Annotated in this window: 14 protein-coding genes; 1 reads left to right on the top strand and 13 read right to left on the bottom strand. The window is 34.7% G+C overall.

The window, feature by feature from the left end; all coding sequences use genetic code 11:
* Positions 1-6: 6 nt before the first annotated feature.
* Both AC4BC7_RS00465 and AC4BC7_RS00460 read right to left on the bottom strand, forming a co-directional pair.
* Positions 7-1038: a siderophore ABC transporter substrate-binding protein gene (locus AC4BC7_RS00465; RefSeq protein WP_490503489.1), complete on the bottom strand. Its 1032-nt coding sequence runs from the start codon at positions 1036-1038 to the stop codon at positions 7-9.
* Between the two features lie 161 nt (positions 1039-1199).
* Positions 1200-1883 carry a response regulator transcription factor gene (locus tag AC4BC7_RS00460; RefSeq protein ID WP_490503488.1) on the bottom strand — a complete coding sequence of 228 codons (684 nt, stop codon included), beginning with the start codon at positions 1881-1883 and terminating at the stop codon, positions 1200-1202.
* A gap of 260 nt (positions 1884-2143) precedes the next feature.
* Here AC4BC7_RS00460 and AC4BC7_RS00455 point away from each other — a divergent pair, with 260 nt between their 5' ends.
* Positions 2144-3172: a saccharopine dehydrogenase NADP-binding domain-containing protein gene (locus AC4BC7_RS00455; RefSeq protein WP_490503487.1), complete on the top strand. Its 1029-nt coding sequence runs from the start codon at positions 2144-2146 to the stop codon at positions 3170-3172.
* A 58-nt stretch (positions 3173-3230) separates the two neighbouring features.
* Here AC4BC7_RS00455 and AC4BC7_RS00450 read toward each other — a convergent pair whose 3' ends face one another.
* The 11 genes from AC4BC7_RS00450 to AC4BC7_RS00400 all read right to left on the bottom strand — a co-directional run bounded on the left by AC4BC7_RS00450 (position 3231) and on the right by AC4BC7_RS00400 (position 14107).
* Positions 3231-4136, bottom strand: a complete 906-nt coding sequence (locus tag AC4BC7_RS00450; RefSeq protein ID WP_490503486.1) for an ABC transporter substrate-binding protein — start codon at positions 4134-4136, stop codon at positions 3231-3233.
* Positions 4137-4146: 10 nt separating this feature from the next.
* Positions 4147-5871, bottom strand: coding sequence for an ABC transporter ATP-binding protein (locus AC4BC7_RS00445; protein ID WP_490503485.1), 1725 nt, complete (start codon positions 5869-5871; stop codon positions 4147-4149).
* A complete protein-coding gene (locus AC4BC7_RS00440; RefSeq protein ID WP_207871984.1) occupies positions 5855-6664 on the bottom strand; it encodes an ABC transporter ATP-binding protein in 810 nt (269 codons plus the stop codon). The genes AC4BC7_RS00445 and AC4BC7_RS00440 overlap by 17 nt, the downstream gene beginning before the upstream one ends.
* A gap of 9 nt (positions 6665-6673) precedes the next feature.
* Positions 6674-7687, bottom strand: coding sequence for a FecCD family ABC transporter permease (locus AC4BC7_RS00435; protein ID WP_207871980.1), 1014 nt, complete (start codon positions 7685-7687; stop codon positions 6674-6676).
* The gene (locus AC4BC7_RS00430) at positions 7684-8712 is read right to left on the bottom strand and encodes a FecCD family ABC transporter permease (RefSeq protein WP_207871977.1); all 1029 of its coding nucleotides are present in this window, start codon (positions 8710-8712) and stop codon (positions 7684-7686) included. The genes AC4BC7_RS00435 and AC4BC7_RS00430 overlap by 4 nt, the downstream gene beginning before the upstream one ends.
* Positions 8713-8781: 69 nt before the next feature.
* The gene (locus tag AC4BC7_RS00425) at positions 8782-9702 is read right to left on the bottom strand and encodes an ABC transporter substrate-binding protein (RefSeq protein WP_490503484.1); all 921 of its coding nucleotides are present in this window, start codon (positions 9700-9702) and stop codon (positions 8782-8784) included.
* Positions 9703-9855: 153 nt separating this feature from the next.
* Entirely contained in the window at positions 9856-11016 is a 1161-nt protein-coding gene (locus AC4BC7_RS00420; RefSeq protein WP_490503483.1) for a CobW family GTP-binding protein, read from the bottom strand.
* Positions 11013-11693: an ABC transporter ATP-binding protein gene (locus tag AC4BC7_RS00415; protein ID WP_490503482.1), complete on the bottom strand. Its 681-nt coding sequence runs from the start codon at positions 11691-11693 to the stop codon at positions 11013-11015. Before AC4BC7_RS00415 ends, AC4BC7_RS00420 begins: the two co-directional genes overlap by 4 nt.
* On the bottom strand, positions 11683-12396 hold the full coding sequence (locus tag AC4BC7_RS00410; RefSeq protein ID WP_207871964.1) for an ATP-binding cassette domain-containing protein: 714 nt from the start codon (positions 12394-12396) through the stop codon (positions 11683-11685). Before AC4BC7_RS00410 ends, AC4BC7_RS00415 begins: the two co-directional genes overlap by 11 nt.
* Complete coding sequence (locus AC4BC7_RS00405; protein WP_490503481.1) at positions 12393-13172, bottom strand: ABC transporter permease; 780 nt, start codon at positions 13170-13172, stop codon at positions 12393-12395. The genes AC4BC7_RS00410 and AC4BC7_RS00405 overlap by 4 nt, the downstream gene beginning before the upstream one ends.
* Positions 13169-14107 carry an ABC transporter permease gene (locus tag AC4BC7_RS00400; protein ID WP_490503480.1) on the bottom strand — a complete coding sequence of 313 codons (939 nt, stop codon included), beginning with the start codon at positions 14105-14107 and terminating at the stop codon, positions 13169-13171. The genes AC4BC7_RS00405 and AC4BC7_RS00400 overlap by 4 nt, the downstream gene beginning before the upstream one ends.
* Position 14108 lies beyond the last annotated feature (1 nt).

The following is a 14108-nucleotide window of genomic DNA, read 5'->3' as shown; positions in this document are numbered from 1 at the left end:
TTTACACTACTTCGCTAAAGTAGTTGCAAGATTTTCAAACAATTCTAAATAAGTTTGAATAGATTCATTTGTATAAGTATCTGCCGGTGCATAAACGATTTGTTTTTCAGTAATAGCGGTTGTATTTTGAAGTGCAGGTGATTCATCAATCACATCTTGTGCGGGTACTGATTCACTTGCTTCAGACGTTGCAGCATCTCGATCTAAGACAAAAATCCAATCTGGGTTGCTTTGAGCAATAGCTTCAACTGAAACTTCGTCACCTTGATGATCAGAAGTCGAACCATCTGCTTCTAATGCTGGTACCCAACCAAAGATTTCATACATTGGCCCCCAGACACGACCAGAATGTGGTGCAGAAAATCCAATATTTCCACCACTCACAATTACACTCATTATAGTATCAGTTCCGTTATAAGCATCCTTTGCTTTGGCAATAGCCTCGTCAAAATCAGCATTCAATTGTGTTGCTTCTGCTTCTTTATCAAAAATCTGTCCTAAACTCACCGTTGCATCTTTTAAGCCGTTTACTAAATTTTCTCCAGGTTTATCTGCTTCTTCAGATACATCAAAGGTTAAATCAATCACCGTTGCATTTGGAACTAATTCTTTGATTTCTTCATAATATCCAGCAAATCTTTGACCAACAATTACTAAGTCTGGTTCAGCAGCAGCTAAGATTTCTAAGTTTGGTTCACGATGATTACCAATATTTTGAACAGCTTCATCACTGACATAAGGCGAATCTGCATACATAACATCTTTAGGAGCTGCAGCTAACTCAATTCCCCAATCTGATAATGTTTCAAAAGTTCTATTATCCAATGAAATGACTGTTTCAGGATTGACAGGAACCGTAACTGTTCCATGAGCATCCGTAATTTCGACAGTCTTATTGGTATTTTCTGATGTTTCAACAACCGCGCTTGAACTTGATTCCTTGCTTGTGTCGCTTTTTGTATCATTTGTATTTGTACAAGCTGCTAATACTAAAACAGATAATAACCCCATTACTTTTAAACCCAAACTTTTTTTCATAGACATTCTCCTCAACTTTCTATCTATACTTGTGAACGAACACAACAATCACTGATAGTGATAATCATTTTCATTTAGTATAATTAAAAGTATAATCGGTAATTCTGTGAAAATCTTGTGAGACAAACAATCAATAAAAAAAAGAGAAATAGTCGATTTCTCTAAATCTGTTCAAGCATGGCATAGCCACGACCATGAACTGTTTGAATATAGCGATTGCTTTTTTCGCAATTGATCTTTTTCCTTAAATAGCCAACATATAAATCAACAACATTCGGATTGACAACAACTTCATATCCCCATACTTGATTTAAAATTAATTCTCGACTTAAGACACTATTTTTATTTTTTATTAGAAACAATAGCAATTCATATTCTCGCTGTGTCAATGAAAGATTTTCGCCATTTTTTATCGCTAAATTACGTGCTTCATCAATAAATATATCTCTAAAATAATAAAAGTTTGTAGTGTTCAAATTTGCAAAATTTCCTCTACGTAAAATCACTTTTATTCGTTCAATTAATTCTTCTATTACAAAGGGTTTTCTTATGTAATCATCGGCACCTGCTTGCAAGCCAGCAATACAATCCTGACTTGAAACATTATCAGTTAAAATAATTACTGGAATCATGGTACTCATTCGAATCTGTCTACAAATTTCTGTACCAGGTATACTTAAATCATCCCAATCCAGAATAATAATATCCCAATGTTGTTCAAAAACTATACGTAACCCCTCATTTTCATTATGTAACGTTAAATCAAAACAGCCTTCTTGCGACAAACCACTAACAATTTTCTTTGAAATGGAACGCTCATTCTTGATAACTAATACCCTCTTCATCTCATTTCCTTTCTATCATCTATTTATTATACACTCTTATCATAACCAACAATAAATCGACAGACAACATTTATGTTTTAGTAAAAACTATTGAAAATCTATGTGCGATTGCCTTTTCTAAATTTCAACTTGACATTTTTAAGTAACACCTACTATTATAGACAAATAGAGTCTTTAATCTAAACAAGAGACATTCTCTTGTTTTTTATTTTTAAAATAAAAGATATAAAATGTCTTTTATATCTTCTTGGAGGTGTAAAATGAAAAAAATTGCAATTATCGGCGGTTATGGCCAAGTCGGTAGCGTTATTGTGCAACAGCTGATTCATCATGGAAAACAAAATCTTTTAATTATGGGAAGAAATCAAAAGAAAATGACTTATTTTGCACAATCTTTACCTATTGCTATTGAAACTCGACAAATTGATTTGAACCAGTCCATTGATGATACCCAGTTAGCGGATATCCAGATGGTGATTGTTTGTCTTGATCAAAAAAAGACTCGTTTTATTCAACAATGTCAAAGACTAGGAATTGATTATTTAGATATTACTGCTAACAGTATTTTTCTAAAAAAAGTTGATCAGTTACCTAGCCCTTTCTCTCGTACATTAACAGGAATTGGCTTAGCACCAGGAATTACCAATTTAGCTGTAGCAAATTATTTAGCGGCGTACGAAAATACAAAATCAGTTGATATTGATATTTTATTAGGCATTGGTGATCAGCATGGACAAGCAGCTATTGATTGGACTTTTTCACAGTTAACAAGTTCTTATAGCCTCCCTCATTACCAAAAATCAGTGTCTAATTTTACAATAGGAAAAAATGCAACATTTGGACCGCGCTATGGAAAAAAAACAACCTATAATTTTGATTTTGCTGACCAACATCTTTTAGCACTAAATGATTCTACTCGTCATTATACGACCTACTTAGGGTTTGATGTAAGCTGGATAACCAAAAGTTTAGCTCTTTTAAAAAAGACGAAACTTGCAACAATTTTAAAAAATAAACAAGTCTTAGATTTCTTGGCTTTAACCATGAGAAAAGGAATAATCGGGAGTAATGAATTCGTAGTAAAAATTTCTAGTCCTCAAGAAATGCCTTCCAAAATGATTGTTGTTTACGGAAAAGAAGAAGCAAAAATAACTGGCGAAATTGCAACATTAATGGTTCTTAAACTTCTAGACTCATCTGTGCCTGCAGGAAACTATTTAATCAATGAATTGACTACCTTAAATGAAGTAGTCACTAAGTTACCTCGACTCACTTATGAGGCATATTGAAACCATACTAAGATTAGCGGGGAAACATATCAATGGATGCATTTCCCCGCTAATCGTTTTATTTAACTGTTTGAATCATTGCATCCACTAAGTAATCTAATTGTACTCTTGATGAATAAATGTCAATATCATAAAATAAGTCAAAGTCGATAGGCACAATTTTTCCTTCTTGAACAGCAGGTATTGCTTGCCATACTTTATTGTCTGCTAAACCACCTTGTTCACCAGAAAAGACAATAAAATCACCCGTATATTCTGGCAAGACTTCCATTGATAATTCTCGATATTGGTCTTTCCCAATAATTTCATCTTCAACCACTTTTGGTGCTTTTAAGCCTAAATGACTATAAATTAAATCGCCACCACGTCCCCATTTATCACCAAAAACCCAGATACTGCCACTTCCATCATAATCTCCTTCAAAGATACTGACTGTTTGATCCAAGATATCATTCTCTTCAAGCTTAGCTTTGGCATCTGTAATTTGCTGATCAAAATCAGCTAACAACGTTTTCGCTTCTTCTTGTTTATTAAAGACTTCTCCTAAAAATGTTAATCGTTCTTCCATTGACATTTCCGTAAAAGGAACGAAAATCGTTGGTGCAATTTTCGACATTTTCTCCACATCATCTTCAGAAATAACTAGGATTAAATCAGGTTCATACGCCATAATTGTTTCTTCATCAAACGTATCCCAAACAGGTATATCCGCGACTTCTTTTTCATAGGCTTTGCCAGTTGCATCATAGGTTGCGACTGGTTTTACTCCTAACGCCAAAACATCACCTAAGTTATACGTTACAATGACGCGTTGTGGAACATCAGGTATCTCTACATCACCTAATGTTGTTTCAATTGTACGAGTTTCGTTACTTTCTTTTTCGGTTCCTTTATTTTCTTGATTGCTACAAGCACCTAAGAACATTAAAAATAGTGCTAATAAAAAAATGCTAACTTTTTTCATTTTTCTCCCCCTAAATTTGTTGATTTTGACATAATTGTGCATAAACACCTGCATGTTGCAACAACTCATCATGCGTACCGACTTCCGCAATTTCACGATTAGCTAATACGACAATTTTATCTGCATGACGGATGGTGGATAAACGATGAGCAATAACAATCGTTGTACGATCAATAGCGATTTTATCTAACGCTTGTTGGATTTCCTTTTCAGTTTTGGTGTCCAAAGAGGATGTTGCTTCATCCATAATTAAAATCGGTGTATCTCTTAAAATCGCACGTGCAATTGATAGTCTTTGTTTTTGACCTCCTGATAATTTAAATCCCCGTTCACCAATCAAAGTATCATAACCATTTTCTAATGATTCGATAAAATCATGGGCATTCGCCGCTTTAGCCGCTTGTATTACTTGTTCTTTTGTTGCGTGTTTCAATCCGTAGACAATGTTTTCGAAAACTGTTCCATTAAATAAAAAGGTATCCTGTAATACCATACTGATATTGTCGCGAATAGTACTTAATTTTAGTTGCTTCAAATCCACACCATCAAATAAAATCCGACCTCGTGTAGGATCATAAAAACGATTCAATAAATTACTAATCGTCGTTTTCCCAACACCAGTAGAACCGACTAAAGCCACTGTTTCTCCTGGTTCAATGGTCAAATTAATGTTTTGAAGTACCGGTTGCTCTTTTTTATATGCAAAACCTAAATCTTGTAAGTCAATTCTGCCAGTTAATTTAGCAATTGTTTGTGCGTCACTGCTTTCTTGAATTTCAGATTCTTCATCCAACAACTCAAATACTCGTTGACAACTAGCAATCGCATTATTGGTGCTTTCATTGAGAGACGATAAAACATTGATGGGCGCATAAAAGAGATTTAAATACAAAATAAATCCAACTAGTTCTGAGACAGCCATTTGATTAATTGAAACCAAATACCCACCATAAATAATGACTCCTACTAAGCCCACAGAACTAAAAAAGCCAATTAACGGACGAACGAATTCATCCATTTTTATCGCTTGTAACATGGCATCGCGTTCTTTGTTGATAGCTTGTGACATCCGTTCTTTTTCACTGGCTTGTTGATTAAACGCTTGAATTTCTTTCATTCCCGATAAATTATCTTGTAACGTGCCACTCATTTCAGCCATCACTTTGGCATTTTTTCCCCATAAAGGAAATGCTCGCTTTGAATAAAGGTAGTTGGCGAAAATAATTAAAGGCACACTTGCTAAGCTTAAAAGTGCTAATGGCACATTAATTGTAAACAACATAAAAGCAACCGCGATTAACGTTAAGCCATGAACCACAAAATCTGGAAAAACATGGGCAAATAAACGTTCTGCGCCTCCTGCATCATTCATCACGTAACTCATCAAATTTCCTGTTTGTTTGTCGCTATAATAGCGTAAAGATAAATGTTGCAATTTGTCGTAAATTTTTAGTCGTAATTCTGCTACGTATTTATATGCGCCTAAATGTGTATAATACCCTTTGATATAATTAAATACGCCTTGTAAAATATAAACACCGAGTAGCGTTACCCCCATAATCAAGGATTTGCGTGCAACATCTGGATCTCCACTGGTAATTAAAGCAATTAAGCGTTGCATCGCCCAAGGAGCATACAGACTAGCAATCGTTGCACATCCGCTAGCTAAGATGCCTAAACCAATGTATCCATGATACTTTTTTGAATCTTTTAATACCCTAAATAAAACTGTCATTCGCATTCTCCTTAATTAAGTTATAAGTTAAGCAAATTGGTCGTTGTGTATTTTCTTCAATAACTATTTTGGCATCAATCTGAAAAACTGTTTTTAAAACAGATGGCGTGAGAACTTCCATTGCTGTTCCATGACGGACGATTTTACCTTTACTAATCGCAACCATATAATCCGAAAAACGAGCAGCTAAATTCAAATCATGCAAGACCATTGCAATCGTACAATTTTGTGTGTGATTCAATTGCTGCAGTAATTCCAAAATCTCCAATTGATGTGCTAAATCTAAATAAGTTGTTGGCTCATCCAGCAAAATCAGCTCTGTTTGCTGAGCCAAAGCCATGGCAATCCAGACTCGTTGCCGTTGCCCTCCTGACAAACTATCGACTTCACGATATTGAAATTCAGTTAATTTTGTTACGTTTAATGCCCAATCAATTAATTCTTTGTCTTCTTCTTTTAATTTTCCAAAGCCTTTTTGGTGAGGGAAGCGACCATAAGCAATTAATTCACTGACTGTCAGTCCATTAGGCGCAGTTGGCGTTTGTGGTAAAATCGCCATTTTCTTAGCAATCTCTCTCGTTGACAATTTATTGATATCACTACCATTTAAATAAACAACGCCTGCTTTTTTCTTAATAATGCGGCCAATAGCTTTTAAAATGGTTGATTTTCCACAGCCATTTGGGCCAATAATCGACGTGATTTTTCCAGTTGGAATAGCTAAATTTAACTCATTAACAATCAAAGCATCTTCATACGCGATTGCTAATGACTTGGTTTCAATGTGATTCATATAACCCTCCTAATTGGCTTTAGCCAACAAATATAAAAAGTATGGTGTACTTAACACCGTAATTACAATCCCCGTAGGAACATCACTACCAAAACTAATTGAGCGAGTAATTGTATCTGATAATAAAATAATAATAGCACCGATAATTCCTGAAACTGGCAAGAAAAATTTATGATTGGGTCCCACTAATTTTCGTGCCATATGTGGTGAAATCATCCCCACAAAGAAAAAGTTGCCGCCTAATGCGACACTACCAGAAGCTAGAGCAATTGAAGCTAACGATAAACCAATAAACTCTGGTTTGACAGCGACACCCAGCCCAGTTGCTGTTTCATTTCCCAGGTTTAAGGTATTTAACACTCGGGATTTATAAATGGTATAAATTAACAGTAAAATTACCCATGGTGCCAAAATAACCAGATACCGCCATTCATCGCCCCATAAGTTTCCTGCTTGCCAGCGTTGAATAAATTCCATATCTTGATCGTCTAATTTTAATGTCACTAAAGTTGTTAATGCACTGTATCCACTACTCACAGCAACTCCAGTTAAAATTAAGCCGGTCGGTGAAATATCACGCCCTCTATTGTAGGATAAGAAAAAGATAATCAATGCTGAGATAATCCCTCCAATAAAAGCCAAAATTGGAATCGCAAAAGGCGAAGAAAAACCTTTTGTTGAAAAAATTCCAATATACAATAAGACAAATAAGCCAGAGCCGGAACTGATACCTAATGTTCCTGGGCTTGCCATATCATTGCGCAATAAGCTTTGCATAATGGTTCCTGATGCGCCCATACCGATACCAACCAAAATAGCTAACACAATTCGTGGCAAACGAAAGTCGTATACAATTAATTCTTGCTGGCTAGTGCCATTTCCCAACAACACTTGCCAAACTTCACTAGGTGCTAAATTCATTTTTCCAGAATTAATGCTAATTACAGCAACAAAAACCGTTAATAAAATTAACCCAAATGTCATTAGGAGGTTTCTTCGTAAGTTAAACTTCGACGTTTTCATTCAAATTCCCTCCGTTGTTTTCTTACTAAGTATAAAAAGAACGGCACACCAATCACGGAGAAGATAATCCCAATGGGTGTTTCAAAAGGGCGATTGATTAAACGTCCAACTAAATCCGCCGCAACAGTTAATACTGCACCATATAATGCGCTAGCAGGAATGATATATCGATAATCGACACCGACTAAATAACGCATCATATGGGGAATAATTAACCCAACAAAGCTGACAGGACCCACTACGATAACGGATAACCCTGTCAAAATAAGCACTACTATTGTCGAAATGCCTTTCACCAATTTGGTATTCAACCCTAAACCAATGGCGACTTCATCACCTAAACTCAACATAGTAATTGAAGGAGACAAAGCAATAGCAACTAAGACGCCAAGTACAAAAAATGGCGTAATTACCATTAATTCACTCCATTTCGCCCCCGCTGTTCCGCCTGCGCTCCAATAAGTCAAAGCATGACCTAAACGATAACGAATCGACAGATAAGAACTTAATGCCCCAAATAACATCGAAATGGATAACCCTGCTAAAACTAATCGTTGCGGTGTCATTCCGCCACGACCAACCGAAGCAATGAAATAAGTTAATCCTGTTGTCACCGCAGCACCTAAACAAGCATAAAACATCATTTGCCCATACGTTCGATTCACTAAAAAAGATAAACATAAAGCAATCGCAAATGTCGCTCCCGAACTAATTCCCATCAATCCTGAATCAGCTAATGGATTTTTGGTTGTTCCTTGCATAATCGCCCCACAGATTGCTAAACTACAACCTACAATAATATCTGCGATGGTCCGCGGAAGACGCAATGTACGGATGATTTGATGCTCAGTTAAACGACTGTCAAAATTAAAAATAGCTCCCCAAGCCGTCGTAAAGTCCATTTTTGCCGCACCAAAAGAAATAGATGCTGCCGTAATCAAAATCAATAACAGCAATCCTATCGCCATTTTAAATGTAAAATTCCAAGAACCATTTTGTTGTCTTGGTTTTACCAAATTTTGCATACTCTCACTCCATTACTGAATAATTAGAAAGAAAGACTCCCCAAGATAATCAGGAAGTCTTCTTTAAAATCATTCACTGATGTTTAGATTTTCAACTACATAATCCAATTGTGCTGTTAAACTGGTTATATCAGAATAATAGAATAAACCTGCGTATTCTCCAGGCACAGTTGTGATGTTTCCTTTTTCAACTGCTGGGATTGTTTTCCAAATTTCTGTTTTTTCAAATTCTGATTCTTTGCCTTCTTGTAAGAACCAGATAATATAATCACCAAAATAATCAGCAGCTACTTCATAAGACAAAGAACCGCGACCTTCGCCAGAAGACTCAATCAACTCTTCTAACTTAGGTGCTAATTTCAAGCCTAAATAATCGTATAACAAAGTCCCTCCACGTGAACCAGTTTCATAATAGACACCATAAGAATCACTTCCCCAGTCTTCAAAAATACTGAACGTTTTATCTTTGAAAGCATCGGTTGAAAATTTTTCTTTTGCATCTGCCAATTTTGTTTCAAATGTATCAATCGCTTCTGTAGCTTCTTCCTCTTTACCTAAAACTTCCCCTAAAAATTCCAAACGTTCTTCTGAACTCTTATCTTCAGAAATCACCACAACCGGCGCAACCTTTGATAATTTTTCATAATCTTCCGGATTATAAGTAACAATCAAATCAGGTTCATAAGAAAGTAATTCTTCTTTTTCCCATTTTTCAATAGCAGGGACATCTTTTAATTCATCATAAAAAGGCATTGTTTCTTGAGCCCAACCAGAGTAGCCCACTGGTGTTACATCTAAGGTTAAGACATCTCCAACATACCAATTCACCAAAACATTTTTCGGATTGATTGGAACCTCTACTTCACCCATTTCTGTCTCAACTACTTTAGTTTCTGGTTCAGCACTTTCTTCTGAACCACTCTTATTTGTACATGCAGCTAAAAAACTGCTTAAACCTAATAAAGCAACAAACAACGTTAACTTTTTCATTTCATCCACTTCCTTTTCATTTATAAATTGAGAATGATTCTCATTATCAATGAAAAAGATTATAATTTACTTATTAACAAATTACAAGCTATTTTTAATTTAATCTGTGAAATCATTCAAAAAGTGTATAAAAAAAGACAAGTAGTGCTTTCCCTACTTGTCTACTTGAGGTTGAAACGGGTCTTTTAAACCAACGATTGTTTCTTCTTTCTTCATCAAGCATTCATCTAATTCATGAATCATTTTTTGTTGATTAAGGTTCGTTCCAATAAAGACTAATTCAATCATACGATCGCCGTAATAATCATCCCAAATATCAGTTAAATGCTGGCGAATTATTTTCATTTTTTCAATTTCCCAATTTTTTAAAGTCGCAATCCAGTAACCACTATGTGTGATATCCATTGCTCTACCAGCTTGCGAAATGTTGATAACATTCTCCGGTTGTGTTCCAAACCAAACGACTCCTTTACAGCGAATAACCTCTTTAGGCCAATGATTTAACCAAGCATCAAATCGTTCAGGATGAAAGGGTGCACGCCTTCGATAAACAAATGTTTGTACCGTAAATTCAGAATTCTCTTGTTGAGCAATCACAGGATTATGCTCAAAATAATCAAACACTTTTTGTTGATTAAACAGCTGCGTATCCATCACTTTGCGAACGGGTACTTGACAATACGTACTTTCAATAATTGCTACGTGCGGATTAATTGATTTAATTAGAGCCCTTAAATACTGCTTTTCTTTTTCTTGAATTAAATCAATTTTATTAAATAAAACCACGTCACAAAATTCAATTTGATGCATAATTAATTGATTGCTATTTTGAAATTCTTCATTGAATTTCCCATTTTCAGGAATAACTTGTTGCAATAAACGGTATGCATCCACAACACTTACCATCGTATCCATGTAGCAAAATTGATTAAGGGGTTCTTGTTGACGAGTAGTTCCTTGTGATAAATAGTTAGCGATTAAATCCGGTTGAGCAATTCCTGAAGACTCCACCAAGATATAGTCCACACACTGTGATTTCGCTAGATTCGCTACTGCTTCAATTAATTCCTCACTTAAATCACTGCTGATACTACCCGCTTGCAACGGAATTAACTGATCTTCTTCAGTAAAATACGGTGATTTTTCAATAATTTTCGCATCAACATTCACTTCAGCAACATCATTAACAATGATACCAATACGACGCTGCTCTTTACATTTGAGTAAATGTAAAAGTAAGCTCGTTTTTCCTGAACCTAAATAACCAGAAATGACGGTGATGGGAAGTTTATCAGAATTGTTTTTTATGCTCACTCTATTAGTCTCCTGTCTTTATCGGATGAATGAAAATCCTTCATGTAAATAACATCATCGCAAGTTTTTTTCACTAAGGAAGGGTTATGTGAAATAAAAAGAACAGCCATATTTTTTTGTTTTTTTAGTAGATTAATTATTCGTTTCTCATTGATTTTATCTAAATTAGCAGTTGCTTCATCGCAAATTAAAATCCTGGGTTTAACTAATAAAGCTACTGCTAAACAGATTCGTTGATATTGTCCGCCACTTAATTCATGAGGACGTTTTGAAAGAGTCTTTTTTGATAAGTCGCAATCCAATAAAATTTTTTCAATCGTCATTTTTATTTGTTGTTTCTGACATAACTGAAATTGTATCAATGGTTCACTTAAAATCTGCTCAATTGTTTTACTCGGATCCAATGATCTACGTGTGTATTGAGAAACTAATTGAATCGTTTGTACCCATTTTTTCATTGAAACATCTTCTTGCTTTTTTCCTTCTAAGTAAATGACTCCTTTCGTATACTTTTCTAAACCAACAATCATTTTTACAAGTGTCGATTTACCTGAACCATTTTTGCCAACAATACCTAACCACTGTCTCTGATTCAATTGGAAATTACAGTCTTCAATCACTAATTGATTGCCATACTTTTTTTCTAAATTTTTCACTTCTAATAAATTAATTGTCATCAAAAATCTCAATCAACTCCTTAGTATACTGGTTTTTAGGATGTGTTAAAATATCGTTCACTTTGCCTGTCTCTAATAAACACCCCTCTTTAATAATTCCTACATGGGTTCCAAATTGTCGCACTAATTCTAAGTCATGTGTAATAAAAAAAATAGTTTTATTGGCTTGTCGATTCATTTTTTGCAAAAGAGTTAAAATTGTCCTTTGACTTTGAACATCTAAAGCACTCGTTGCTTCATCAGCAATAATAATTTCCGGGTTAGAGACAAGTGCCAAAGCCAAGGCAGTTTTTTGACACATTCCACCACTCAATTCATATGGATAGTTGTCTAATATAGTCAAATTATCAATAAAACCAACTTGATGCATAGCTCGCTTCATCATTTTTTCACGTATTCCTTTTTCTTTAATCCCTTTAGATTTTAATAAATGATGAAATTGTGTGCGAATCAATACATTACTTTGCATACTGTCTAGCGGATTCTGCAAAATAAGTTCCATTTTTTCAGTAACACAGCATTTCGTCCCTCTAGTTTGAAATTTCGATGGAAGTAAATCCAAAATAACCTTACTTAATAATGTTTTTCCTCCACCACTTTCTCCAATCAAACAGAAAAAAGCACCTGCCTCTACTGTTAAATTAATAGACTGGAGTAATTCTTCTCCACTTAAAAATACGGAATAATTTGTTAATTGAATCATAATGAAACACCCCACTTATTTCTAAAGTGTTTACCTAAGGACTGTGTTCCTAAAACGATGATACTTAGAATAATTCCTGGAAAAATAAAAATCCAAGGAGCCACAAAAAAATACGCTTTGCCATCGAATAAAATAGTGCCTAATTCAGGAACTGGCGGTTGTACCCCAATTCCTAAAAAAGATAAACCAGAAATACTTAACATAATTTTTCCAATATCTGTCAAAAATAAAGACACTAATTCGATAATAATGTTAGGCACAATATGATGAAACAATGTATGTTTGCCATAAGAACCTCGCAATGGTGCTAATATGATAAATTCTTCTTTGCGTATATTTAAGACTAGGTTACGAATGTAGCGAATATACTTCCCCGACCAACTAATAACGAGAGCGATTAAAACAGTCATCAAAGAATTAGCAAATAAACCAGCAAAAACTAACGTTAAAATCAAGGTCGGAATGCTTACTAGAATATCAGCAAACGTTGTAATAATGAGGTCAATTAATTTTCCACTATATCCTGCAAAACCACCTAAAATTAAACTAATAGTGATTACACCTATCAAAGAACAAATTGCTAGAAGTGAGGAATAAATAGTGCCATAAATTATTCTAGAAAATAAATCTCTCCCTAAATAATCTGTACCAAACCAATGTTTTAGATTCATACCTTGCAAGGCATTCTGTTTGTCAATCAGATAGGGGTCTTTTAATTGCCAAATAATAATGATAACTATAATTCCTATGCTAAAGACAGTGCCATACTTTTTCATGCCTGACCTCCTCGTTCAAGTTGAATTCTACGATCAATCTTTTGAATTAACAAATCAACCACATAATTGAGGACAAATGTTACACAGGCAAGTAATAAAGTGATACCTTGAATAACTGGATAATCTCTAGTAGAAATGGCCTCCATTAAAAGCTTTCCAATACCAGAAATGCTAAAGATAATTTCAATCATAATAACCCCACTGAATAGATGAATCAAACTCGTCATACTTAGAGTTAACAACGGGACAAACACGTCTTTTAATTGATAAAAAAGGCGGTAATACCATTTAATATGACGAAATTTAGCAATTGTTTGTCGCTCACTAATAGCTGAGATTGAAAGTAGATCACCTGTCATTTTCGTTAAATAGCAACCTTCTGATAGGCTAAGTACAAAAATCGGTAATACTAAATGCCAAGTGGTACTGCTACCAACAAAAGGAAACAATTTGAGTTGTACACCAAATAAAAAAATAGTAGCAATGGCCATCCAATAAATTGGAAATGATAACACGACTGATACTATTTGATTCAACCAATTCAAAGCAGGAAAATTTCCAATTAAACTTCCAATTGTTACTGCCATAAAAAGACAAATAATAAATGCACTACTCACAAGTTGCATAGTAATACTCAATTTTTCTACCATTAACTGTCTGACTGCTATATTCGATTGAAAAGAATAGCCAAAATCTCCTTGTAAACATTGTAAAAGCCACTTAAAATAACGTTCTAAAAAAGCACCATCCATTCCTAATTTTACTCTTGTTGCTTCCAAAGCTTCAGGTGATACATGATTTACACCTAACCTCCGCAGAACACCTAGAGCTGGATCCCCAGTTGAAAGAGCTAACAAGCCATATAATAGGAAAGAAAATAGTAGGAGACTTATCAACAAACGGAGAGTTTTTTTTATAACAAAGGAGACACTCATT

The organism is Enterococcus sp. AMC1623, from assembly GCF_058216495.1.
The sequence above is the reverse complement of the archived record's forward strand: the minus strand, read 5'-3'. Positions and strand labels throughout refer to the sequence as shown.

Bases quoted from the DNA above. Each gene is read 5' to 3' on its own strand.
- AC4BC7_RS00455 (WP_490503487.1), top strand. From the start codon at position 2,144: ATGAAAAAAATTGCAATTATCGGCGGTTATGGCCAAGTCGGTAGCGTT.
- AC4BC7_RS00440 (WP_207871984.1), bottom strand. From the start codon at position 6,664: ATGAATCACATTGAAACCAAGTCATTAGCAATCGCGTATGAAGATGCT.
- AC4BC7_RS00405 (WP_490503481.1), bottom strand. From the start codon at position 13,172: ATGAAAAAGTATGGCACTGTCTTTAGCATAGGAATTATAGTTATCATT.
- AC4BC7_RS00445 (WP_490503485.1), bottom strand. From the start codon at position 5,871: ATGACAGTTTTATTTAGGGTATTAAAAGATTCAAAAAAGTATCATGGA.
- AC4BC7_RS00425 (WP_490503484.1), bottom strand. From the start codon at position 9,702: ATGAAAAAGTTAACGTTGTTTGTTGCTTTATTAGGTTTAAGCAGTTTT.
- AC4BC7_RS00450 (WP_490503486.1), bottom strand. From the start codon at position 4,136: ATGAAAAAAGTTAGCATTTTTTTATTAGCACTATTTTTAATGTTCTTA.
- AC4BC7_RS00465 (WP_490503489.1), bottom strand. From the start codon at position 1,038: ATGAAAAAAAGTTTGGGTTTAAAAGTAATGGGGTTATTATCTGTTTTA.
- AC4BC7_RS00415 (WP_490503482.1), bottom strand. From the start codon at position 11,693: ATGACAATTAATTTATTAGAAGTGAAAAATTTAGAAAAAAAGTATGGC.
- AC4BC7_RS00435 (WP_207871980.1), bottom strand. From the start codon at position 7,687: ATGAAAACGTCGAAGTTTAACTTACGAAGAAACCTCCTAATGACATTT.
- AC4BC7_RS00400 (WP_490503480.1), bottom strand. From the start codon at position 14,107: ATGAGTGTCTCCTTTGTTATAAAAAAAACTCTCCGTTTGTTGATAAGT.
- AC4BC7_RS00460 (WP_490503488.1), bottom strand. From the start codon at position 1,883: ATGAAGAGGGTATTAGTTATCAAGAATGAGCGTTCCATTTCAAAGAAA.
- AC4BC7_RS00430 (WP_207871977.1), bottom strand. From the start codon at position 8,712: ATGCAAAATTTGGTAAAACCAAGACAACAAAATGGTTCTTGGAATTTT.
- AC4BC7_RS00410 (WP_207871964.1), bottom strand. From the start codon at position 12,396: ATGATTCAATTAACAAATTATTCCGTATTTTTAAGTGGAGAAGAATTA.